Genomic DNA, 22,710 nt, shown 5'->3' with positions numbered 1-22,710 from the left:
TGCAATTTTCATCCCTTCCTGTTTCTGTAGTCCCAGACGTTGAACGATACACTCTTTCCGAAATTTATCATATAGTTCATGAATCAAGTTGTCTAGGTAGATTACAGGAAGTTCAAGCAACCTTCCCCATGCTTGCAAATAGAGAACGCAAAAAAAGGCCGCTATTCCTTTGCCAGGAATAGAAGACCTTGTGAAAGTAAAATCGATTGCTGCACAGTTCCCCGATATCCGCACGCAGCCCAAGGCTGCATCAGATTGATTAATATCCGACCTCGACAGAGGCAATCACAACATAGATCAGATCGTTCTTATCATCTTTATCGGGCAACACGATACCACTAGTCGTCAGCATTCCCCCGTCCATTACCTCAATGGTCACCTGTCCGTAAGGCAATGCGTCCCTGACCTCCTCCGCGCAACAGTTCCTTGTCGCAGGGCAGCGCCAGCTTCACATGCACCTTCATATGATCAAGCGTTCCTCCGGGCAGTACCGAGCGAAGACCGGGCATTGAGTTATGATGAATCGCATTTTTCACCGCACGTACAGCCGCTTTCGTAATATTCTGACCGTGCAGATCCGTACCCATCCCGATTTCGATAAACATGACCTGTTCCATACATACTGCCTCCTTTATTCAGGTATCCGGATTGACAACAGCCATTTACGCCTTGGTTGCTCGAATGCTGTGGGCCAGCCAGTAAAGGCCAGCCAAGTCATCACGCCCCTGCTCTTCGAAGCAACTGACAGCCTCCTCAATATCCATCAATACGACAGCCGCCACCTGCTCTCCGTCTGGCGGATTGAGCGGCGGCCCCAACAATTCGACATCGCCATAACCCACCAGTCTGACAAACTCCGGATGAGGAATATGCGGACGATAGGGCTTATCCGCTAGAGAGCGGCAACTGAACTGGCCAATGACATAATAAGATTTCAGTTCTGCCCCCAGCTCCTCGGCAATCTCCCGGCGCAACCCTTGCATAAAGTGCTCACCTGGCTCCAGCGTCCCCCCTGGAAGCTCCCAGCTTCCACTCTCCAGTTGGAACATGACACATTGCTCCTCAACGAAAGGAACCATGCTGATATTGCTGACTTTCCCGCTGTTCAGGTCGTATTCGCGCGTAAAGTCTGCTTGCACCGGCCCCCAATTCACCGTCCGCGTCAGCGCTTCAGGCAGTTCCGGCGGCCTTCTGTCTGTTTGAAATTCCAGGTTCTTCCTCGCTTCTTTCTCTTCCATAAGCAGCTCCTTGATTTCCTCCATATCCTTCCTCAACAAGTTCTGCTTCATTAACACATTAATAACGATAGCAAGCAGCAGCGAGCCCAAAATCACAATCGCATAAGGGGTAGACATCATGAGTATAACACTGCCAACAAATAGGAGTGCAAACATTAAAAGGGTCAAAGTTTTGTTCCCCTCCATATCAGAAATGGCGAAGCGATAACTGTTGCCCTTTCAGCACTGTTATTTCAGCTTCAGGTAATGAATGGTCCCGATATAAAAGCCAATCGTAATGAAAACCGTACACCAAATTATTGCCCCTAGCCCGGCAAACAGGACATACGTACGCGGCCTGATTCCCGTCACGCCTGCCAAATAGCAGGTCAAGTGCCGGACGCCCGGTACATAATAGCCGAATACGACCGTCCACATGCCATATTTTTGATACCAGCCTTCTACCCTGGCCAGCCGCTTTGGCGTCAGGAAGAGCCATTTCCCATATCGCCATAGAAGCGGCTTGCCAACCTTTTTCCCAATAAAATAACTGAGCATCATGCCAAACATCGCGCCGGCGAAGGCCACTGCCACCGCGAATATATAAGTTAACACGCCCTGTGAGCATAAGTAGCCGACAAAGGTCATAAGCACTTCATCCGGAACAGGCAAACCGATAATGCCTAAAGACAGCAGCAGAAAAATTGCAATGTAGCCGTATTGTGTGACAAACTCCTGAAGATTTTCCATTTCTCATTCTCCACCAGCCTAATTTTTCAGACTTGTCCATTATAACCCATGTGTCGAAAAACCGCTAACATTTGTCTGTCAAGCACAAAAACAGGCCTACGGATTAATTCCGCAAGCCTGTGCCTGTATTACAGATCACTTTTCTTTTTCTGAACCATGTCGGCGCTGTTCTCATCCACAATGGAGGTATGCTCCCAATGGCCTGTTTTCGCAATATGCCGGGTGCGCAAAATAAAGGTGAGCGCCGCCAGCAGCAGGAAGACCGCGATATACCCGCTTAAGAACGTTGCCTGCTCCCAGACCAGACTGTAATCGGTGCCGATCGAGATAATCTGGCGAAACCCGTTGATCGAATGTGTCATTGGCAAGTACGGATGAATCGCTTGGAAAAAACCCGGAGTCAGCAGGCTCGGGAACGTCCCTCCGCTTCCCCCGATTTGCAGCAGCAAGAGCAGGAAAGCCACATATAGCCCTACATTGTTCAGTGCCGCATACAAGAAAAATACAATGGAGAAGAAGGCCATGCTGGTAATAAAGGTGAACAGATAGAACAGCCAGATGTTCTGCACCTCAAGCCCGACTCCCCAGATAAGAATGGAATCTGCGAGAATCGAGGAGAGCAGACTTACCAAGACAACGACACTCAGCTTGCTTGTGAACCATGCAAGTCCCCTCCGCGGTCGAATGGCTGCCTCTTTAAGCGGATAGCCGGAGGCGAACATCATCGTTCCCGCATAGAGCGCAATGCTCAAAATATACGGAGCAAGCCCCACCCCGTAAGAGGTAATATCATGCAGCTTGTTCCCGATGAGCTCAGTCGGCGTAGCAAACATATCATAGTTGCCTTCATCTGCCTGTACCCCGGTTTTCTCCGCTCCGTCCCTCAGGGCGCTATGAAGCTTGCCCGTTCCGTCGCTAAGACTTTTTGCCCCGGTATGCAAATTGTCGGAGCCGTCCGCAAGCTGTCGGGACCCAGATTGCAGCTTGCCGGAAGCATCGCTGATCTTACCCATCCCGGCCACCAGACTATGCTGTCCCTGGACCAGCTTGTCCAATCCATCAGACAGACTGCTTCCGCCCTGGACCAGTTGTGCCGCCCCCTTCTGCAAGGCCCCGCTGCCAGCTGTCAACTCAACTGCCCCGGCTTTGGCATTCTCGATCCCTGCGGCAAGCGCGCCCAAATTATCTCCCAGCTTGCCGCTGCCCTCTGTCAGTTGTTGTGCGCCTGCCGCAAGCTGCAACTGGCCTGCCGCCAACTGCCCGATTGCCGCCTGAAGCTGTTTTCCGCTCTGCTCCAGCTCATTCAGAGCAGCAGACAGCTTCTTCAGCACTGTCGGATCTGCCTGCTCCTTCTCCACTTCCCTCTTCATTGCGGCGCCAAGCTCCTGCAGCTTGGCATTATAGGCCGCCATCTGCTCATTAAGCTTGTCCGCTCCCGACGATGAGGTTTGAAGGCCGCTGTTCAGACTGGCAAGACCGCCGCTTAGTTCCTTCGCCCCGGCATGCAGTTGATTGCCCGCGGATGCAAGCTGGCCTAATCCGCCTTGCAGCTTGACCGCCCCCTGCTCAAGTGATTGGGTTCCGTTCTCCAATCCTTTTAGCCCATCGTGCAGCTTGACAGAGCCGCTTCTTGCATCTTGCAGCCCGTTTTGCAGTTTGCCAGCTCCACTCGCGGCATCCGCGACGCCCTTATTGAACGTAATCGTGCTGGATGCCAGTTCTTCCAGCTTATCGTTCAGCTTTTTGGCGCCATCCTCTACCTCGCGCGAGCCGTCTTCAATTTTACCAGCCGCATCACTGGCCTTTTGAAAGCTCAAGGAGACATCTTCCAGACTGTCAAATAACGAGCGTGTGTACTCCTTCGTTACCTCGGCGTCAATCTGCTCATTAATTTTAACCATAGCCGTCGCGCTGATTTGCGCCCCCGGATAGTTCTTGCCGGGATTCGTATAATAGTTGAGCTGCATTTTCTTCGGCTGCTTGTCCAACACTGTTGCGGCATCCTTAGAGAAGTCTGCCGGAATCTCGATTACAAGGTAATATTTTTCCTGTTCAAGACCTTTCAGTGCCGTCTCTTTATCCGTAAACGTCCATTTAAAGGTATCATTGTCCTTCAAATGATCGACCAGATTTTTACCAACCTCCAGTTGCGCGCCTTGGTATTCCGCGCCATCATCCTGGTTAACAACTGCAACAGGGAGCTGATCTGTATTCCCATAAGGGTCCCAATACGCCGACAGAAAGATCAGCCCGTAAAAGAAGGGCACAAACAGCAGCCCCACAATCGTAATGACCGTCATTGGCCTGCTAAAAATTTTATTCCACTCTGCCCTAAGCATCTGCATTGAAACCATCCCTTGTTGTCCGAATAAGAACCACAGAACTAATTTGATATTTCGGTCAATTCAGTGTGCGATAAGTGCCCGCCCCCATAATGGCAGGCAAGCCTCCTCTCGTACAGCAGCATCTTCCCCACCTCTTGAGAGAATCCTGTTCGCTTGGCATCCTCGCCAGAGCAAGATGTCCCTTATCCCTTACTTCCCGACCCCATACAAGAAGTAAAACTCCACAAGCTCCAGAATGCGCTCATCAGCCAGCGGTTCCCGTGTGCTGGACCATTCCCTCGTCAGCATCAAATACGTCTTCACCAACATGTAGGCAGTAATTTCCGGGTCGCTCGGCTTCAATTCACCACGCCGCGTATATTCCTCCACCTTGAGCTTAACGTATTGAATAAGCGCTTCTTCCGTCTGACGGACGCCCTCCATCGCCTCCGGCGTTCCGATATCCCGAATTTCATGGACAAGCTGAGCAACTAAAGGATGATTGCTGCGATAGGTCAGGACCTCCTGCAAGATCGCTCTCATATTTTCCTGAAAGGACTTCTCTTCCCGGTATATGAGCTGGGCAAGCTCCTGAATTTCCGCATTAATCTGCATCATAATTTCCTGAAACAGTTCTTCCTTGCTCTCAAAAAAGGTGTAGATCGTACCTTTGCCTACCCTTGCGATTTTGGCAATCTGATCCATCGTCGTCGCCTTGTAGCCGTATAAGGAAAAGGACTGGGATGCCGCCTTTAATACTTCCTTTCTGCGATCAATCTCCGCCATGCCGCTGATGCGCCCCTTTCTGACCCAAATAACATTTGAGTTCTGTAGTCACGAATGAGATGATTATAGCCAAAATCGAACGTACATGCAATCCTTTTGTCAAAATAATGATTTCCAACTTAACTAACATGAGAACAGGCTGTGCACGCATAGCTTTAATGGATTGCGTTGCAGGAAGATATCCGTTTCGCTAGCAAAGATATTGGGTAAGAGAAAGGGGGAATGATGATGCGGAGAAACAGAGGGAAGGGCGACTTCATTATGATCGTTATCCCCCTCTCATCCATTAAGGAGTTTATTGCTATAGAATTCATTGGCAGCTCGGCTGTCTACATGATTATCAAAAAAACCACGCATGTGGAAGGACTGGCTATGGCCGGCAGCTTCGCGGCATCCTTTGTGTTCAAGAGAATGCTGCTGTTTGTCCGCTCGCTGCCGCCAGTCCGAATTCCTTATCTAAACAACGAGAAAATATCAATATTACCGAGAAAATATCCGATCAGGATGAAAACAGTGCTCCAAAGCAATGCCCCCGCCCCTGCAAATATTACATACTGACCCGTACGAACCCCGCTCATTCCAGAAATGTAGCAGGTGACATGCCGTACTCCGGGAATGAAATAGCCGAATACGATCGTCCACATTCCGTAGCGGTGAAACCAGCCTTCGATCCGCTCCAGCCTTTTCGGCGTCAGTTTGACCCATTTTCCATAGCGGTGTATTAGAGGCTTGCCAATTTTGCGCCCGATCGTATAGCTGAGCAGCATGCCGCATAACGCTCCGCTAAAGGCAACGACAAAAGCCAAAGGCAGCTTCAAAACATAAACCGAGGCTAAATAACCGACAAAGGTCATGAGCACCTCATCAGGAACCGGCAACCCTATTATCCCAAGCGCCAGCAGACAAAAAATAGCTAAATAGCCGTAATGTGAAACCAACTCCTGAACCATTTCCATAAGCGTATTCTCCGATCTCTTGCTGTACTAAGGCCACGACAATACGACTAATGACGCCCAGAGCTTTCCACGGGTTTGACCTCAATCACATCCAGCATAAAGACGAAGATCGGAATTCCGATAATCAGCCCCCATATGCCGAAGAAATGCTCCGAGAACAGCAGAACAATAAACGTGTAAAAGATCGGCAAATGTGTCTTGGATGACATCAGCTTCGGATTGAGTACATAAGCCTCGATCGTATGGAGTACCACAATGAGAATAAGCAGATACAACAGATAATTGAATCCACCAATGCTATAGGCGATCGTTCCAAGCGGGACCAGAGAGATGAACACCCCGGCTACCGGAATAAGACCAAGCAGGAAGACAATAAGCGCGAGCCCCAGGAGATGCGGAAAACCCATAACCCAAAGTCCGATCGTTGTTAAAATAGAATTGATCAGGGAAATGAGAATTTGAGTTTCAATCACTTTACCAAATGTCTGGATAAATTTATTGCCGAAATAGCCGACTTCCTCGAACAGCCACCCCAGCTTGCTTTTTTTGAACTGTGCGGAAAACTGCGTAACTTTCGTTTTTTCCAATAAAAAAAAGAGGCTAAGAATAAGAGCCAGAAATACATTTAAAGCCACTTGGCTGATTTTAACAACCAGATTAAAGCTAGGGGCAATCAGCTTCTGAAAATCAACGGAATTCAAGTATCCCATGATATATTTCGTAAACTCCGTATCCGGGGGATTAAAATAAAACCATTTAAAAATTTTATACAGTTGAACAATCTGGTTTCCAATCGAGGGGACAAATTTGTAAAAGCCGAAAATGATGAGCAACAGCAGCAAAATATACAGCAGTGGCAAGATGACCTTGGAAGGCACCGAATAGAAGCGGTCCAGATGGCGCATGACAAACACATGCAGGCTGCCCATGAGAAATGTGAACAGCAACGTCAGCAAAATCAGGTTCATCATACTTCTTACACTGAAAATCAGCAGGCAGATCAGGGCCAATATTAAAAATCGCCGGACATCCTTTTGCTTTAACCAACCTATAAACTCCTGCATGTTGATTCCTCTTCCTTCAGGTTGTATTCGTAAAGCAATTACCAACCCTTTGTTCCAGCTTTGGCCCAAACAAGCGGAAATATACGTTACGGTTCTTATTTACATATATTATAGCAGGACAAGATTCGTTTGAATACTGAGTTCGCGGCCTTCGAACTCTGTGGACAAGCGTAGGCAGATTGACCGTTCTAAACAAGCGTAAACGGCTTTGCCGTCCTTTGACGGGCAAAAACTTCGTTTCGCGAAGAAAGCCCTCCCCAAGATGATCCGTTCATCTGGGGAGGGCTGCTTCACATGGCAAGCTATCCTTCTCGGCTATGGTACTTTTCCAACTGTGTTGCCTTCTTCAAATCTTCCCTCAGTTCATCCTTGACACTGGTATCGGACAACTTGACACCGGAACGGTAGGCTGAGCGAATGATCAGATGACCCGCCACCGGAGCCGTCAGGAATACGAATACAATGCCAAGCAGCAGGCGAATGCTGATCAAACCATGCACAAACCAGAAGTAAAGAAAGGTGCCTAGCAGAATAAATAATATGCCGAGTGTGACACTCTTTGTAGCAGCATGCGCACGGGTGTAAACATCCGGCAACCGGATAAACCCCAGGGAGCTTAACAGACTCAGCACCGTACCCGCCAGTACCATGACAGCGATAAGAATCTCAATGATCGCGTTCACGTTCAATGACGACACCCCTTTCGATAAACTTGCATAGGGCAATGGTGCTCAGGAAAGCCAGAATTCCGATCAGCAGAATGGTCTCCAGATAGGCATGGGTATCCAGCAGAATACACAATACCGCTACAATACCGATTACACTATAGCCAATCGAATCCAGCGCCAGAATACGATCCGGCATCGAAGGGCCGCGGATAACACGGTACAGGGAAATGACAATCGACACCGACAGCAAAAACATCGACAATAGCATCAGGTTGTTGAGCATCAGCGCATCACCTCTATAATGGCCTCTTCAAACAAATCCTTCGTCTTGGCAATCGAATGCCTGAATTCCGCCATATCCATCGCGTGGATATACATGACTCCCTCTTGCGGAGCAATCTCCAACACGGCCGAACCCGGTGTCAGCGCAAGCAGATTGGTAAGCATTATAATTTCCCAATCTGATTTCAATTTCGTCTCCAGTTTGAAGATGCCTGGCTGGATATTCAGCTTTGGACGGGTAATTTGCCCGATAACAATCAGGCTGGATTTGACCAACTCAACATTAAACAAGATGAGCAGTTTGATAATGGACCATATTTTGAGTCCGTAAAACGGTCCCGGAAAAAATCTTCGCAGCGCGAATATAAAAATCGAACCGATCAGAAAACCGATTGTGAAGGTAAGCATATTCCACTCATCGTGGAGCAGCATCCATACCATCCCGATCACGAGATTCAATAAAATTTGCAGCGTCAATCAACAGCACTTCCTTCCTGCAAGCTTAACTGGCGTAAACGACCTAGGCCGTCTTCGATAGACACAGATTTTGCAACCCGCTCAGGGCAAGACAGCTTCGATATAAAGCGTCGGATTGAGCATCACTTCTACCGCCTGTCCGACGTATTCCATCATCGGTTCCGCTCCAAGACCAAGGCCTATCAGCAAGGCCGCCAGAATGGAGCCAGGCAGCAGATACCCCTTCCCGGAACTCTTCTCTTCCCCTTCGCTAAGCAATGTCTCTCCCCAAAAGCTGTTGATGAAAATTTTCATTGCAGAGTACATGACAAGCAGGCTCGTAAGTATGCCGACTGCGGCCATTACATAATATCGCTGGTCTACCCCGCCTTGCAAAATCATAACCTTGCCTACAAAGCCGCTCAACGGCGGCACCCCGGCAAGCGCCAGCACAGACAGGAAGAACAGCCAGCCAAGCGTTGGCCGGAATCGGATCAGCCCCGGTATTTCACGCAGCTTGTCGGTACCGGCAATGCTGATGATTGCACCGCCAAGAATGAAGATCAGCGCTTTGGCCAGCATGTCGTGAATCAGGTAAAATACGGACCCGGATAGCGCGGCTTCACTTGCCACCGCTACCCCGAAGACAATAAATCCGACAGATACAATTACATTATAAGCCAGAATCCTGCGAATATCCGAATAAGCAATTGCGCCGACGGCGCCCAGAACCATGGTAAGCGCCGACATCCAGACAAGAATCGTATGAGTCAGTTCCGACTGATGATAAAAAATTAGCGTAAACATGCGCATAATGGCATAAATCCCGACCTTGGTCAGCAGCGCGGCGAACAGTGCGGCAATAGCAGCTGGCGGAGCGCTGTAGGACCCTGGCAGCCAGAAGAACAACAGCAGGGCTGCCTTTAGACCGAATACAATCAAGAACAGCAGGCTTACCGTCGTTATCAGGCCGTCCTGACCGGCCAGGGCTACACGCTCGGAGAGATGCGCCATATTAAGCGTTCCTGTGATGGAATACAGATAAGCGATCGCAATAACGAAGAGCATCGAAGAAATAATGTTCGTCACTACATATTTGATCGTTTCACGCAATTGAATTTTCCCACCGCCGAGACTAATCAGCGCATAAGAGGAAATCAGCATCACTTCAAAGAAAACAAACAGGTTGAAAATATCCCCGGTCAGAAATGAGCCGTTAACTCCGCAAAGCAAAATCATAATGAGCGGATATACATAAAACTTTTTTTGCTCCTGATTGGTTGCATAAAAAGCATATAGCAAACAAACAAGCGTCACGATGGAAGCGGTTGTTACCAACAGCCCGGCCAGCATGTCTGCAACCAGCGTTATGCCAAAGGGGGCTTCCCAGCCGCCCATATTCAATATTTGAATCCCATTGTCCGATATGCTGCTTACGATCAGCAGCGAAGTCCCAAGGGTAATTAAAGCGCCTGCAACTGCCATCGCCTGCTGCAAACGGATTTGGCGTGGGATAAAAAACATCAGGATACCGGTCAATAGCGGGAGAAGAATCGGCAAGATAACAAGATTATTCATTCGGATCTCCCTTCAACTGTTCCAGATCGTCGGTTCCAAGCTCTACATAAGTCCGGTAACCCAGCACGAGGGAAAACGCGGTCAGAGCAAAGCTGATTACAATAGATGTCAGAATAAGGGCCTGGGGCAATGGATCGGTATATACATCCGTAGCCTCGCCAAGCAGAGGCGCGCCGCCTTTCTTGAGTCCGTTCACCGCCATAAGCAGCAAATGTACTCCATGCGTGAACAGCGATATGCCAAGAATGATGCGCACAAGCCCTTTGCTTAGAATGAGATAGGTTCCGATCGTAAAAAGTACGCCTGCAATAATCGTAATGAAGGTTTCCATAATTACTCATCCTCGCCTATGCTTAATATGATGGTCATCGTTGTACCGACTACCGCCATATAGACGCCAAGGTCAAATATAACGGCTGTAGCCAGCTCCGTTTTGCCGAATAACGGAAGGTCCCGATAAGCGAATGCCTGCGACAAAAACGGGTAACCCAGCGCCAGGGAGCCGATCCCGGTCAGCAAGGAAATCAGCACGCCTGCGGCGCCGATAAGCTTGAAGTCGATCGGTATAATTTCATGGACCGTCTTTACATCAAATGCGATGTAAAGCAGAATGAGCGCGGAGGCTGTAATCAGTCCGCCGATAAATCCTCCGCCCGGATTATTGTGACCGGCAAACATGACATAAATAGAAAACGTCAAAATAATAAACACCAGTATTTTGGTTGAAGTCTGTAAAATGACGTCTGTAAATTTCATCGGTTATTCCTCCTGTTCTCACGCAGCTTGATCAGGTTGTAAACCGCTATGCCGGCGGTGAACAGAACCACGATCTCCAGCATCGTATCGAAGGCACGGAAGTCGACGAGCAGTGAGTTGACGATATTTTTCGCCCCTGCCAGCTCGTATGAATTCTCAAAGTAGCGTGCGATCGAATCGAACAGGTTATGCCCTTGCACCGATAGCCCGATCAAAGTCAGAGTAATCCCGACGCCCAGCGAGATGAGAAGATTCGAAATCTTGAACCGCAAGCGGCTGAGCTCCTTCTTCATCTTCGGGAGATAGTAGAAGCAGAGCAGGAACAGCGCGGTTGTAATCGTCTCGACGACCAGTTGCGTCAAAGCGAGATCCGGCGCCCTGAATATCACGAAGAACAGAGATACCATATATCCGATGCTTCCTACAGCAATAATCGATGTCATTCGCGAACGGCTGAATACGATGTACACCGCCGCAATGACAACCGAAATTCCAAGCATGAATTCGTACAGCTCGATACTTGAATTCGTAGACAAATCGATTGTGAACACGCCTTGACCAAGCAACGTGCCTGCGGTCAGACAGATCATGACTACAAAAATATACGAAAGGTAGTTATGCAGGAAACCTGTCATATAGGTACTCGTAAATTTGAGCGACATTCGCTCCATCCCTGTCAGGCCTTTGTCATAGGCATTGTTAAGGGTGTACTTACGCGGCAGGGTATCATAGATTCCCGACCAGTTTTTCAAATAAATATAAAGCATGGTACCTAGTAAAATAATCCCGATCGTCATGATCAATTCCGTATTAAAACCGTGCCACGCGGAAATAGAGACGTCAAAACGTTCGCCCGGAGGTAGCAAATTCGGCATTATCGAGTGCAGCGCAGGCTCCAACAAGCTTAAGGACAGCAAATTCGGGAAGAAGAAAAACACAACGACAAGCACAGCCAAGATCCCTGGAGAAATCAGCATTCCGACCGGAGCCTCATGCGGCGTCTTATCCAGACGCTGCGGCTGGTACGGACCTGTGAACGTTTTGAATACCAGAATCAGACAATAGACAAAGGTCAAAATACTGGCGACCCATGCCACCGCCGGGAGCAGAAACACCCATTGATCCATATTCCGCGCTGCGGTAAGCACACCGGTAAAAAACATCTCCTTGCTCAAAAATCCGCTGAACGGCGGCAGTCCCGCCATTGACAATCCCCCGATGACAGTAAGCGTAAAGGAGATCGGCATAATGCTCATCAGACCGCCCAGCTTGCGGATATCCCGTGTTCCCGTCTCATGGTCCAAAATCCCGATGACCATAAACAGACAACCCTTGAAGATCGAGTGATTGAACAAGTGGAATACAGCCGCCAACGCAGCGCCGGAGAACAGCAATGCCTGGTCGCTGAAATTCGCATTCAACGCAGCCGATCCGATCCCTAGCAGCGACATAATCAGACCGAGTTGGCTGATTGTCGAATAAGCAAGCAGCGCCTTCAAGTCATTTTGCCTGATGGCCATAAAGGAGCCCCAGAACAGCGTGATCAGACCAAAGATCGTAATAATCCAGAACCATTCCATATTGCCGCCGAAAATCGGCGTAAGCCGCGCAACCAGATAGACACCGGCCTTAACCATGGTTGCCGAGTGCAAGTAGGCGCTGATCGGAGTCGGCGCTTCCATGGCGTCCGGCAGCCAGATATGAAACGGGAACTGCGCGGATTTGGTGAACGCCCCAAGCAAAATAAGCAACATGGCAGGAATGAACAAGGCATGGTCGGCAATATCGCCCGACATCGCGATTATTTCCCTGATGCTGAATGTTCCGGCAATCTTGTGAAGCAAAATAAATCCGAACAACATGGAGAATCCGCCCGACACCGTAATCAGCATCGATTTTTGTGCGCCATAGCGCGATTTGCTCCGCTGATACCAGTAGGCAATAAGCAGGAATGATGACACGCTGGTCATTTCCCAAAATCCGTACAGCACTAGCAAGTTATCGGAGAGGACAATTCCCAGCATCGCGCCCATAAAAATCAGCAGATAAACATAAAAGTTGTGCAGCGCTTCCCGTTCCATAGACATATAATAAATGGAATACAGGACAACCAAAGTTCCGATACCCGTAATAATGAGCAATAACAGCAATGCTAATCCATCAAGATATAACGTAAAGTGGATGCCAAGGGACGGAATCCAAGGTAAGGAATGGACGACGGGCGCCACGGCGGGATCAAGGGGAAAATGTCCCAGGAAGTAAATAAATAATAAAAGAGGAATTGCAAGAACGAACCATCCCGTATGAATTCGGCGTATGTTCTTGTTAAGCAACGGTACAATCAAGGTGAACAAAAAAGGCGACAGAACAGCAAAATGCAACCAGGACAACGTGGAACCCCCTATTACGTTAGTTTAGGCTTGTTCCAACTTTGCGCACTTCCCAAATGAATAAAAACCTTTATATATGTTATATGATGTAATAAAAACCCAATTATAGTTATGAATTGAAAGCGTCGATTTTCAAAAGTGCGCAAAGCCGGTCGATTTTGGCAAGCAATAGCTTATCAAAAGGGTAAAAGATGGGCTAATTGGGATTACTAAAACATTATACACCAAACAGATTGACAGAGCCAACCAAAAAATGTACCCTGTAGCTAATGTCTAAATTTCCGAGAGTCTTTGTGAACAACCTGTTACAAACTTTTAGATGAGGTGAGCATTAAAAGTGACGAATGGAAAAATGGATGAAGTCATACTGGTTTGTGTTTATTATGGACCAAACGGTGAGCGTCTGATTCGCAGAGGCGGTAAAATTGCCAATATGCTGAACTGCCCACTGCACGTATTGACTGTCGATCCTTTGCCGGAAGATGAGCTGGATATCGAGAAAATTCACTATATCGAGCAATGGAAAGAAGCGGCCAAGGAACATAATGTCCAGGAGTTTATTATCAAGTACAATGAAAAACGTCCGGTAGCTAAAGTCATCAGCGAGGTGGCCAAGCAAAAGCATGTTACCCAACTGGTACTCGGCCAGACCGCTCAGAGCCGCTGGAAAGAAATTACCAAAGGCTCCATTATCAACGTTCTGCTCAACGAAATTCCCTTTGTCGATATTCATATCGTATCGGTCTCACGCGAATTGAAGGATCAGGAGGGGTTTTTCGAGAAAGGCGTCCGCGCTTATTTGCGGAAAGACAGCGAAGGCTACAGACTATGCTTCAACCATACGCTTCAGGATGTATGCGACGGTGTTTTCTACAAAGGCATTTTTTACAAAGAAGTCGGAACGGATTTTAACAACGGCGTCTTTAAGTTTATGAAGGACAATCATATGATAGAAGTTCATGTATGTGATGATTATGTGAAAGATTTCCTTGATTTAATTCCGACAGCTGCAGACACCGAGGTTAAATCCTGATCATCCCGGCCTCCGGGATGATCTCTCTTTTTACAAAAGACGCACAGCGATCCATTTCGGATTGGCGCTGTGCGTCTTTTGCTGTGTAGAATCATATCAGTGTATGCTCTGCTTCTCCATGTTACCGCCCAGCACGTCGGACACTTGTTGAATGGAGATAAAAGCGGACGGATCAATCTCATTTACAATGGTTTTCAGCTTGGCAAGTTCCAGACGGGTAACCACGCAGTAAACAACCTGCGTTTCCGCTTTGGAATATCCACCTCTTGCATAAAAATACGTTGTGGAGCGCCCCAGCCTGTCCATAATCGCCTGTGATATTTCCTCATATTCCGAAGATATGATCGTAACCGACTTGGATTCCTCCAAGCCTTCAACGACAATATCCATGACCTTCGCAGCGATATAAAAGGTAAAGATAGAATACATAGCCGAGTCCGGACCGAATACAAAACCTGCTACGACAAAAATGAACACGTTGATCATCATAATTATTTGACCGACCGGAATCCGCGTCTTTTTGGAAATAAGAATAGCGACAATCTCGGTTCCGTCCAGCGCGCCCCCAAACCGGATGACAAGCCCTACGCCAGCCCCGAGCATGACCCCGCCGTACAGGACGGCAAGTATTTTCTCATGGGTAAACGGCTCAACGTTATGCAAAAAGGCGGTTGTCAGCGACATGATAGCTACGCCGTAGAGCGTCGACAATGCAAACGTCTGTCCAATTTGCTTGTAGCCGATTAGCAGAAACGGCACGTTGATGATAAAGATGAACACCCCCAGCGGGATTGGCGTAATCTTCGACAACACGATGGAAATACCGGTGATACCGCCGTCCAGAATCGTGTTCGGAACAAGAAAATATTCAAGAGCGACGCCCATCATGACAGCTCCGATAGTAATAAAAATCATTTTTTTTATGAGCTGGCCTATGCTTTGTTTTTTATGCGCTCGCCGCATATGTATTCCTCCAGTGCTGTAACAAAATTATGATGAAATTATTTTATTATAAAGAAAAATACACAAAATTGAAAGATCAAGCTTCATATTTGAGTTTTGACGGCCTTGATCTTAACCGCATGCAAGTCCCTTGCAGCCTCAGTGTTTGGGAATATTTCCCTAGCTTCTTCCACAAGTTTCTCTGTATCTTCATCATTGTACCGCGAGCTGAAGTGCGTCAGGAACAGCTGTTTTGCCCCGGCTTCCTTGGCGGTCAGTGCCGCATGCTTTGTCGTGGAATGGCCAAATTCCTTCGCCTTTTCCTTCAGCGCAGCTTCAAAGGTGGCTTCATGGACGACCAAATCGGCATTCCGCGCCAGCTCGACTGCGCCCGCACAAGGCTTCGTATCACCCAAAATCGTAATGATTCGGCCTGGAACTGGCGGCTCCGTGACATATTTGGCATAAATGACTGCCCCATCACCAATAACGACGTCCTCTCCGCGTTTGAGGCGCCCGTACAGCGGCCCGGCGGTTAGTCCCATCTCTTTTAGCAATTCAACCTTTAAACGGCCAGGCTGGGCCTTCTCCACGACTCTGTAACCAAAGCAGGCGATACGATGCTCCAGAATTCTTGCCTCAACCCTGTAACGCTCATCCTCAAAAATAACCCCCTCCTCTATCTCTCGAATCTCCAACTCATGCCCAAGATGCGTCTGGGAAATAGAAAGTGTCGTATCCAGCCATTGCTTCAGCCCCTTTGGGCCAAATAGCACTACCGGCTGGGTCCCCCCCTGAAAAGCGCGGCTGCTTAGCAATCCCGGCAACCCAAAAATATGATCGCCATGCAAATGCGTAATAAAAATATGAGAGATGCGGTTGATTTTGTATGGCGTATGCATCAGCTGATGCTGAGAGCCCTCTCCGCAGTCAAACAACCATAAGCCATGCGGGGATTGCGCAAATTGAAGGATGATTGAGGTTACATTACGGTTTTTTGCAGGTCTTCCTGCGCCCGTTCCTAAAAAGCATAATTCCATGCTGCCGATCTCCCTTCTTTGAATTTTCGTAATTTCTTCCCATAGCCAAGCATAGAATGGACATGACCCCTAAAGCCATGTATCGTCGGGAGTGAAGCTTATCCATTATGATCGCTTAAAAAATCGTTTAAAAAGACTCAGCTCTGTCGTTTTGGGAAGCCTGATTATTGTGAGCGGCATCCATTTGTTTATTTTGCCCCATCATATTATTGAGGGAGGGATGCTTGGAATCGGTCTGCTGACAAGCTATATGACACCCATTCCCTCCGGGATGGCCATACTTACCCTCAGTGTGCCGATCTATGCCTTTACTTGGTTTTATAAAAGATCACTGTTTTGGTTCAACATGATTGGCGTTGTCTTCATTTCACTCCTGCTTGAGTTAATACCGGATCCTGAACTGCCCGTTGTCATTTCTCCATTGCTCAGCGCGTGGCTCGGCGGTCTGATGATCGGGACAGGGATCGGAATTCTGCTTCTCTCCAATATTACAACAGACGGCCTTGATTTGCTCGCCCATCTGTTCAGCCTCAAAACCAAGATCAATGTGGGCATACTGATATTTCTGCTGGATATGTTGGTTATCGTCGGCAGTATGTTCGTCCTCAGCAAAACCCAAATCATGCTGTCTCTCATCACCATTTCGGGGATTGGCTTGATGACAGCAATCGTAACCTGGAAGCAAAAGCATTCATGATATTGAAGGAAACTCCCGCCCTCATCCGCAATAGGGGCGGGCTATATAGCTTCTGTATATTTTAAAATAACAGTATTGAATAGCTTAAAGCAAGCTTTTATGTATCCAAATCGCGGCCTTGGAGCCATCCCCCATTGCAATGGCGAGCTGTTCGGAATGGACGGTTACATCTCCCGCGGCCCACAAATTCGGAACACTAGTTTTTTGGGAGCGGGGTTCAACGATAATATGCCCGTTTTCCGCCACTTCGGCGCCAAGCTGAACGGCAAGCTCTGAACGAACATGATTGCCGCCGAATGCCAGAAATGCCTTATCGCTGTCAATCCGCTGTCCGTCCGCAAGCTCGACCCCGGTGAAGTTGACCCCGGTTACAAATGTCTGACTTACTTGCTGGCGTATATAGCGTATCCCATTTCCCCTTAACTTGCGTAAATCCGAATCCTCGATTTCCCCCGGCTCATGCTCAATATAGATCAATTCCTTCGTCCAATAGAGCAATGTCATGGCCATGTTGGCGCCCGCCTTGCCTGAACCAATCACGACCGCTAGTTCGCCTCTTACCTCATAACCGTCACAATCCGGGCAAATAAATACACTCTTGCCCATGCAAGGCCGCAGCTTGGCAAAACCTGGGATCCGATCTTTTACCCCCGTAGCCAGCAGCAGCCGCTTGCTATAATAGTGATTTCCCTGCTCATTCTTGATTGACAGCTTGAAGCCCTCTTCCGTGTGAAAAGCGTGCTCGACTTCCTTCTCCATGAACGCAATACCGAGACGCTCTGCTTGCAGTTTTCCAGTTCTTCTTAATACTTGCCCGTCTGTGCCTTCCGGCCATCCCAGTACATTGCGATAAGACCTGCACATGACAGAGCGCCCTTCCGCTGCGTCCAGCACCAGCACTTTATGCTCATATCTCCCGAGCTGAATGGCTGCCTGGAGCCCTGCAATTCCTCCACCGACAATGATACAATCGTAAAGCAATTTAACGACCTCCCCTTCGTTCATAACCTATCCTTTTACTATCCCCAGTTTTTGTGTCATAATCAAAATTTGAAGGCTTCGCTTCAGCATCATAGAATGCAGTAGATTGGTGTAAAATATTCCAGTCAGGAGCAATAATCCGATTTGGGGGAGTTATCCGTGGATAAAATTTTGGTCGTGTTCACAGGTGGAACGATCGGCAGCATGAAAACAGACCGTAAAATCGATGTCCAGTCATCTGCCTCATACGAGCTGATTGAACGTTACATGGAGCTGGCAGGCAGCAGCGCTCCGCAGTTGGAAACTAATCAGCCTATAAATATTCTTAGCGAAAACCTGCTTCCAGAGGACTGGAATGCTTTAAATACATTGATGAAGGCTCATCCTCCCGGCAGCTATTCAGGGGTGGTAATTACGCACGGAACGGACACCCTTGCTTATACGGCGGCTGCGCTAAGCTATTTATTCCATGATAGTCCGATACCTATTGTGCTGATTGCGAGCAACTATCCGATTTCCGATCCGCGCAGCAAAGGCGTTCAAAACCTGGACAATGCTATCCGTTTTATGACTGATGTCCGGCTGCCGGGCGTATATGTCTGCTTTGAAAATGCCAAAGGCGAAGTGCCGATACACCTGGGGACGCGGATTCGCCAGTCCGCTCCGTTCACACACGAATATGAGAGCTCTTACGGGGTTCCGTTTGGCTATATGCAGGACGGACATTTCGTCGCTGCAGAACACCCGGTCAACCCAGGGCTTGATCTGGTCCGCAATCCGCGTATTTCCCTTTTGCCTGACGACATGGCTTTTTCCTCGGAAGTGCTGCATATTCGCCCTTACCCGGGCCTGGATTACAGCTACTTCTCCTTCCCTGAGGGAGCCAAGCCGAAAGCCATACTCCATGATCTGTACCACTCGGCTACAGCCAGCACGCGAATGGAGGGTCGGGACGGACGCTATTCGATTCTGGCTTTTATCAAACAATGCAAGCAAAATCAGATTCCTTTGTACATAAGCCCGTTCAAAGAGGAAACCGATGATTTGTACTCGACCTCTATGCAGATACTCGATGCTGGTGCAATTCCGCTCCGGGGCATTACGGTTGAGGCCGCGCTCGCCAAGCTGATGCTCGCATACGGCACCCCTTCCATCCGAACTCATGCAGAGGAATGGATGCTTTCATCCCGCCTGTTGTTCGAGCAAAGCAGGCAGCTGTAGCTGGCAAGAGCCAGTAGTGACAGTAACTGCTGCATCCCCATTGCAGCAGCTTCATGCCACCCAAATTTACAGCAACTTATGCATCCGCCGGGAACAACCAGCGGCTACGCCATGATGCAAGATTGGAGTTGAGTATGATCCATCACAATATGACAGAAGAACAGCTTCAGAAGGAGATGCGCCGGCTGCTTGAAGGCGCTCACTCAGAAGAACTCGAAATATTGCTGCAGGAACTGCAGCCTTATGACGTTGCATCCCTCTTCACAGAATTAACGGACCCGTTGAAGGAAAAGTTGATAGCCGCGCTTGATCCGATTATGCTGACCGACCTCGTGGAAGAGCTTGACAATGAACAACAATATGAAGTGTTTCAACGCCTTGGTCCGGCCAGAACAGTCGAGATCATGGACCGGATGGATAATGATGATCTCGCCCAGTTTCTGGGCTCCTTGAGCGAGGAGGATTCGTTCAGATTCCTCTCCTCGATGAAACAAAGCGAATCAGCCGCTGTGAGGCAGCTGATGAATTACCCGCCGGAAACTGCCGGGCGGATCATGAACAACCGATACGTCTGGATTCCACAGCATTACACCGTATCGGAAGCGATTGCCAAGATTCGTGACTTTGCCGAGATTTCCGAGGCAATCAGTTATTTGTATGTGATCGACAGCAATAAAAAACTGCTCGGCGTTGTATCCTATCGAGACTTGATTCTCGCGATGCCTGAACATAAAATTAACGAGATTATGTACACGCGGGTTATTTCCGTTGCTGTGGACACGGACCAGGAGAAGGTTGCCGATGTTATCCGCAACTATGACTTTCTCGCCGTCCCTGTCGTCGACCATCAGGACAGGCTAGTCGGAATTGTTACCGTCGATGATATTATCGATGTCGTGATTCTCGAAGCCAATGAAGATATTCAGAAGCTCTCGGGAAGCGGACGCGATATCGATTTTAATACCAGAGCCTCAGTTGCCGCCTTTCGTCGCCTGCCCTGGCTTGTCCTGTTGCTGCTAATTGGACTCGTATCCGGCTCGATTATCAGCCAGTTTGAGGAGGTGCTGGGAAAAGTCGTAGCGCTGGCCTATTTCATGCCCATGATTGCTGGTATGACAGGAAACACCGGTACCCAATCACTCGCTGTCGTTGTACGGGGACTGATCAATAACGAGCTGACAGCCAGGGAAGTGCTTCATCTTATCCGGCGCGAGCTGCTTGTCGGATTGATTATCGGGCTGACCTGCGGCATTCTCGTAACCCTTATCGCTTTTATTTGGCAAGGCAGTCTGATGCTCGGACTTGTCGTAGGCCTATCGCTGATTCTGACCCTGATTATCGGGACAATGGCCGGGACAATTATTCCGCTGCTGCTGAATAAATTCAAGGTCGACCCCGCAGTAGCCTCAGGCCCTTTAATCACAACACTCAATGATGTTCTGTCGCTGTTTATTTATTTCGGCATTGCATCAATATTCCTAACGTATTTGCTTTAGTCGAGGTTTTGCTCATCGACTCGGCTTATTGGGGCCTTATCCGAACAGTTAAATGAGGTTTCATGGAAAAAGCAAGACCCTGAGCGGGCGCCACGCCTCCTGCACAGGGTCTCTTGTATTTAAATACGATTCATACCGCTATACTCGGCTACAACCTTCATCAAGCTGTCCGACAATGGAAGGATAAACTGCATCCGCCCCGTCTGAAATTGTCCGCTCCGGTTGTGTACGGTCGCGTTCCGCACGTAAAGCTTGTATGAATTGGAATTGACAGAGGAGCTAGCAAACTCCGTCAGCTCATCGCTGCGGGTTTCAAATGAGATCTTCCGCTTGCCTTTGAATTCAAAGGGCACAATGCTGACGATGTCTTCGAACTTCATGTAGTAATTAAGATGCGGCTTATGAAACACCAGCTCTTTCGTTGATACGGTAATCCCATAGTCGGTTTTTTTCTGTGACAGCTTTAATTCCCCATCAAGTGTCTTTACCTGAATAAAGTCACGGTTCATGATTGCTCACTCCTCTCCGCCAGGGTATCTATCAAGCATACCACAATGCGGAGCCAGATTCATCCCCGTACTTGCTATTTAAGCGCATTCAGACATAGCTGTGTTCCTTATACTGCAGACATACTGACATGTTTATGACTGAATTTTCAGGATATGCTCGAACAAAAGCTCCTTGCAGCGCATCGCATTTTTCCTGCCGTCCACCTGTTTGCGAATGACAGCGACGAGCCTGCAGGACGGTATCACAAAAAGATACTGACCTCCATAGCCCAAAGCAAAATAGCATTCCGCTTTGCCGTTGTGCTCTTGCGAAGAACACCACCAATGCCAACCGTAGCAGCCGTATATGGACGGTTTGTAATTGGTCAGCCCTTTGTGATGAATGCGGGTGGATTCCTTCACCCACTCCCGGGAAACCAACTGCTTACCTTCCCAATTCCCCTCTTGCAGGTACAATTGCCCGAATCTCGCCAGATCCCTTGCCGTTATATGAAGACCGGTTCCCCCTTCGCTAATGCCCGCAGAGTGGCTCCATGTAATGCCCCCCTCCATGCCGAGCGGTTCGAACAAGCGCTCTTGCGCCATATGCAAAGCCGATCCCCCTGTTACCTTCGTCAATATACCCGAGAGCAAATGCGAGCAGCCTGAGTTATAGGCAAAAATATTTCCTGGCTTATGCAACTGAGGCTGGTCTAAAATATAATGCAGCCAATGATCGGTTTTACGCATTTGAAAATACGGCTTGTCAAAATTCTGCCACTCCATTCCGGCAGTCATCGTAAGCAAGTGCTGTATTGTGATGTCCGATTTGTGTTCAGGTACATCATCAAAAAATTCCGAGACTGTCTGCTCCAGAGACAGAAGTCCATCATCTATTGCCATGCCGATCAGTGCCGACAGAATGCTCTTTGTACAGGAGAAAACGGCGGCAATACGATCCGTTCCTTGGTCGTACCACTCCCAGAGATACTCTCCATTCTGAACAAGCACGACATCGTGTATTTTCGCTTCGCGCAGCCATCCATCCATCGTATTCAGACCATCCAGATCAATAACCAGCCTTGGCTGTTCGCAGACCGTATTCCCTACAGTTTCAGTATGCGCCATAACCGTTACCCTTTCTTGCAAGAATTTAAGTTCTTAATCTAACAAAACAACTGTTGAACAATCCATGATAAGCCGTTACCGATCATAGTATAGAAAGATATAGTATTCCCAGTCATTACAAGTGTAAACGGCTCTGCTGTCATTTGCGGGCAAACTTATACAAAAAACCCGTTGAACCTAAAGTTCAACGGGCCATTCGTGCTTGGCGACGTCCTACTCTCCCAGGACCCTGCGGTCCAAGTACCATCGGCGCTAGAAGGCTTAACGGTCGTGTTCGGGATGGGTACGCGTGGTTCCCTTCCGCCATTGCCACCAAACGTCAGTGTTGCACACTGAAAACTGGATGCGAAAGTCTGTGAATCATTTGCTTTAGCTAAGTCTATAGGATAAGCCCTCGACCGATTAGTACTGGTCAGCTCCACACATTGCTGTGCGTCCACCCCCAGCCTATCAACCT

Annotated in this window: 22 protein-coding genes, 1 rRNA gene and 1 pseudogene; 4 read left to right on the top strand and 20 right to left on the bottom strand. The window is 48.5% G+C overall.

Going from position 1 to position 22,710, the window contains the following annotated elements:
- Positions 1-259: 259 nt before the first annotated feature.
- From JFN88_RS04630 to JFN88_RS04565, 14 genes and pseudogenes are all read right to left on the bottom strand, one after another.
- A pseudogene (locus tag JFN88_RS04630) lies at positions 260-617 on the bottom strand (Lin0512 family protein).
- 45 nt (positions 618-662) lie between these two features.
- A complete protein-coding gene (locus JFN88_RS04625) occupies positions 663-1,406 on the bottom strand; it encodes an NUDIX hydrolase (protein WP_233167405.1) in 744 nt (247 codons plus the stop codon).
- Between the two features lie 60 nt (positions 1,407-1,466).
- A complete protein-coding gene (locus tag JFN88_RS04620; RefSeq protein WP_199018157.1) occupies positions 1,467-1,967 on the bottom strand; it encodes a DedA family protein in 501 nt (166 codons plus the stop codon).
- Positions 1,968-2,095: 128 nt separating this feature from the next.
- On the bottom strand, positions 2,096-4,312 hold the full coding sequence (locus JFN88_RS04615; RefSeq protein ID WP_199018156.1) for a YhgE/Pip domain-containing protein: 2,217 nt from the start codon (positions 4,310-4,312) through the stop codon (positions 2,096-2,098).
- Between the two features lie 189 nt (positions 4,313-4,501).
- Positions 4,502-5,077, bottom strand: coding sequence for a TetR/AcrR family transcriptional regulator (locus JFN88_RS04610; protein WP_199018155.1), 576 nt, complete (start codon positions 5,075-5,077; stop codon positions 4,502-4,504).
- Between the two features lie 452 nt (positions 5,078-5,529).
- Positions 5,530-6,033: a DedA family protein gene (locus JFN88_RS04605; protein ID WP_199018154.1), complete on the bottom strand. Its 504-nt coding sequence runs from the start codon at positions 6,031-6,033 to the stop codon at positions 5,530-5,532.
- A 47-nt stretch (positions 6,034-6,080) separates the two neighbouring features.
- Entirely contained in the window at positions 6,081-7,097 is a 1,017-nt protein-coding gene (locus JFN88_RS04600; protein ID WP_199018153.1) for an AI-2E family transporter, read from the bottom strand.
- A 302-nt stretch (positions 7,098-7,399) separates the two neighbouring features.
- Positions 7,400-7,780 carry a monovalent cation/H(+) antiporter subunit G gene (mnhG, locus tag JFN88_RS04595; protein WP_332908436.1) on the bottom strand — a complete coding sequence of 127 codons (381 nt, stop codon included), beginning with the start codon at positions 7,778-7,780 and terminating at the stop codon, positions 7,400-7,402.
- Positions 7,764-8,048 carry a Na(+)/H(+) antiporter subunit F1 gene (locus tag JFN88_RS04590; RefSeq protein WP_199018151.1) on the bottom strand — a complete coding sequence of 95 codons (285 nt, stop codon included), beginning with the start codon at positions 8,046-8,048 and terminating at the stop codon, positions 7,764-7,766. Before JFN88_RS04590 ends, mnhG begins: the two co-directional genes overlap by 17 nt.
- On the bottom strand, positions 8,048-8,524 hold the full coding sequence (locus JFN88_RS04585; protein WP_199018150.1) for a Na+/H+ antiporter subunit E: 477 nt from the start codon (positions 8,522-8,524) through the stop codon (positions 8,048-8,050). Before JFN88_RS04585 ends, JFN88_RS04590 begins: the two co-directional genes overlap by 1 nt.
- Positions 8,525-8,605: 81 nt before the next feature.
- Entirely contained in the window at positions 8,606-10,081 is a 1,476-nt protein-coding gene (locus JFN88_RS04580) for a Na+/H+ antiporter subunit D (protein ID WP_199018149.1), read from the bottom strand.
- Positions 10,074-10,412, bottom strand: coding sequence for a Na(+)/H(+) antiporter subunit C (locus tag JFN88_RS04575; protein ID WP_199018148.1), 339 nt, complete (start codon positions 10,410-10,412; stop codon positions 10,074-10,076). Before JFN88_RS04575 ends, JFN88_RS04580 begins: the two co-directional genes overlap by 8 nt.
- A gap of 2 nt (positions 10,413-10,414) precedes the next feature.
- A complete protein-coding gene (locus tag JFN88_RS04570) occupies positions 10,415-10,837 on the bottom strand; it encodes a Na(+)/H(+) antiporter subunit B (RefSeq protein ID WP_199018147.1) in 423 nt (140 codons plus the stop codon).
- Complete coding sequence (locus tag JFN88_RS04565; protein WP_199018146.1) at positions 10,834-13,227, bottom strand: Na+/H+ antiporter subunit A; 2,394 nt, start codon at positions 13,225-13,227, stop codon at positions 10,834-10,836. The genes JFN88_RS04570 and JFN88_RS04565 overlap by 4 nt, the downstream gene beginning before the upstream one ends.
- A 352-nt stretch (positions 13,228-13,579) precedes the next feature.
- Between JFN88_RS04565 and JFN88_RS04560 the strand changes: the two genes are divergently transcribed.
- Positions 13,580-14,260, top strand: coding sequence for a universal stress protein (locus JFN88_RS04560; RefSeq protein WP_199018212.1), 681 nt, complete (start codon positions 13,580-13,582; stop codon positions 14,258-14,260).
- 96 nt (positions 14,261-14,356) lie between these two features.
- On the opposite strand, the gene JFN88_RS04555 is transcribed toward JFN88_RS04560, so the two are convergent.
- A complete protein-coding gene (locus tag JFN88_RS04555; RefSeq protein WP_199018145.1) occupies positions 14,357-15,223 on the bottom strand; it encodes a YitT family protein in 867 nt (288 codons plus the stop codon).
- Positions 15,224-15,306: 83 nt separating this feature from the next.
- Complete coding sequence (rnz, locus tag JFN88_RS04550; RefSeq protein WP_199018144.1) at positions 15,307-16,242, bottom strand: ribonuclease Z; 936 nt, start codon at positions 16,240-16,242, stop codon at positions 15,307-15,309.
- Positions 16,243-16,333: 91 nt separating this feature from the next.
- Between rnz and JFN88_RS04545 the strand changes: the two genes are divergently transcribed.
- The gene (locus JFN88_RS04545) at positions 16,334-16,939 is read left to right on the top strand and encodes a YitT family protein (protein WP_332908434.1); all 606 of its coding nucleotides are present in this window, start codon (positions 16,334-16,336) and stop codon (positions 16,937-16,939) included.
- Between the two features lie 84 nt (positions 16,940-17,023).
- Here the strand turns inward: JFN88_RS04545 and JFN88_RS04540 are convergent, their stop codons facing one another.
- Complete coding sequence (locus tag JFN88_RS04540; protein ID WP_233167404.1) at positions 17,024-17,920, bottom strand: NAD(P)/FAD-dependent oxidoreductase; 897 nt, start codon at positions 17,918-17,920, stop codon at positions 17,024-17,026.
- A gap of 159 nt (positions 17,921-18,079) precedes the next feature.
- On the opposite strand from JFN88_RS04540, the gene JFN88_RS04535 reads away from it, so the two are divergent.
- Both JFN88_RS04535 and mgtE read left to right on the top strand, forming a co-directional pair.
- Complete coding sequence (locus tag JFN88_RS04535; protein ID WP_199018141.1) at positions 18,080-19,141, top strand: asparaginase; 1,062 nt, start codon at positions 18,080-18,082, stop codon at positions 19,139-19,141.
- A gap of 137 nt (positions 19,142-19,278) precedes the next feature.
- The gene (gene mgtE, locus JFN88_RS04530; RefSeq protein WP_379166027.1) at positions 19,279-20,637 is read left to right on the top strand and encodes a magnesium transporter; all 1,359 of its coding nucleotides are present in this window, start codon (positions 19,279-19,281) and stop codon (positions 20,635-20,637) included.
- Between the two features lie 119 nt (positions 20,638-20,756).
- On the opposite strand, the gene JFN88_RS04525 is transcribed toward mgtE, so the two are convergent.
- From JFN88_RS04525 to rrf, 3 genes are all read right to left on the bottom strand, one after another.
- Positions 20,757-21,146, bottom strand: coding sequence for a hypothetical protein (locus tag JFN88_RS04525; protein WP_199018140.1), 390 nt, complete (start codon positions 21,144-21,146; stop codon positions 20,757-20,759).
- Between the two features lie 132 nt (positions 21,147-21,278).
- A complete protein-coding gene (locus tag JFN88_RS04520; RefSeq protein WP_199018139.1) occupies positions 21,279-22,253 on the bottom strand; it encodes a serine hydrolase domain-containing protein in 975 nt (324 codons plus the stop codon).
- A gap of 200 nt (positions 22,254-22,453) precedes the next feature.
- Positions 22,454-22,570 (bottom strand): 5S ribosomal RNA (gene rrf, locus JFN88_RS04515).
- Positions 22,571-22,710 lie beyond the last annotated feature (140 nt).

Source organism: Paenibacillus roseus (assembly GCF_016424485.1).
GTDB lineage: Bacteria > Bacillota > Bacilli > Paenibacillales > Paenibacillaceae > Paenibacillus_D > Paenibacillus_D roseus.
Note: the sequence above shows the minus strand (reverse complement) of the source record. Positions and strands in the feature narration are given on the sequence as shown.

Coding starts and splice junctions, on each gene's coding strand:
- JFN88_RS04620 (WP_199018157.1), bottom strand. CDS start 1,967: ATGGAAAATCTTCAGGAGTTTGTCACACAATACGGCTACATTGCAATT.
- JFN88_RS04615 (WP_199018156.1), bottom strand. CDS start 4,312: ATGCAGATGCTTAGGGCAGAGTGGAATAAAATTTTTAGCAGGCCAATG.
- JFN88_RS04610 (WP_199018155.1), bottom strand. CDS start 5,077: ATGGCGGAGATTGATCGCAGAAAGGAAGTATTAAAGGCGGCATCCCAG.
- JFN88_RS04605 (WP_199018154.1), bottom strand. CDS start 6,033: ATGGAAATGGTTCAGGAGTTGGTTTCACATTACGGCTATTTAGCTATT.
- JFN88_RS04600 (WP_199018153.1), bottom strand. CDS start 7,097: ATGCAGGAGTTTATAGGTTGGTTAAAGCAAAAGGATGTCCGGCGATTT.
- JFN88_RS04590 (WP_199018151.1), bottom strand. CDS start 8,048: ATGCTCAACAACCTGATGCTATTGTCGATGTTTTTGCTGTCGGTGTCG.
- JFN88_RS04580 (WP_199018149.1), bottom strand. CDS start 10,081: ATGAATAATCTTGTTATCTTGCCGATTCTTCTCCCGCTATTGACCGGT.
- JFN88_RS04575 (WP_199018148.1), bottom strand. CDS start 10,412: ATGGAAACCTTCATTACGATTATTGCAGGCGTACTTTTTACGATCGGA.
- JFN88_RS04570 (WP_199018147.1), bottom strand. CDS start 10,837: ATGAAATTTACAGACGTCATTTTACAGACTTCAACCAAAATACTGGTG.
- JFN88_RS04560 (WP_199018212.1), top strand. CDS start 13,580: ATGGATGAAGTCATACTGGTTTGTGTTTATTATGGACCAAACGGTGAG.
- JFN88_RS04555 (WP_199018145.1), bottom strand. CDS start 15,223: ATGCGGCGAGCGCATAAAAAACAAAGCATAGGCCAGCTCATAAAAAAA.
- rnz (WP_199018144.1), bottom strand. CDS start 16,242: ATGGAATTATGCTTTTTAGGAACGGGCGCAGGAAGACCTGCAAAAAAC.
- JFN88_RS04525 (WP_199018140.1), bottom strand. CDS start 21,146: ATGAACCGTGACTTTATTCAGGTAAAGACACTTGATGGGGAATTAAAG.
- JFN88_RS04520 (WP_199018139.1), bottom strand. CDS start 22,253: ATGGCGCATACTGAAACTGTAGGGAATACGGTCTGCGAACAGCCAAGG.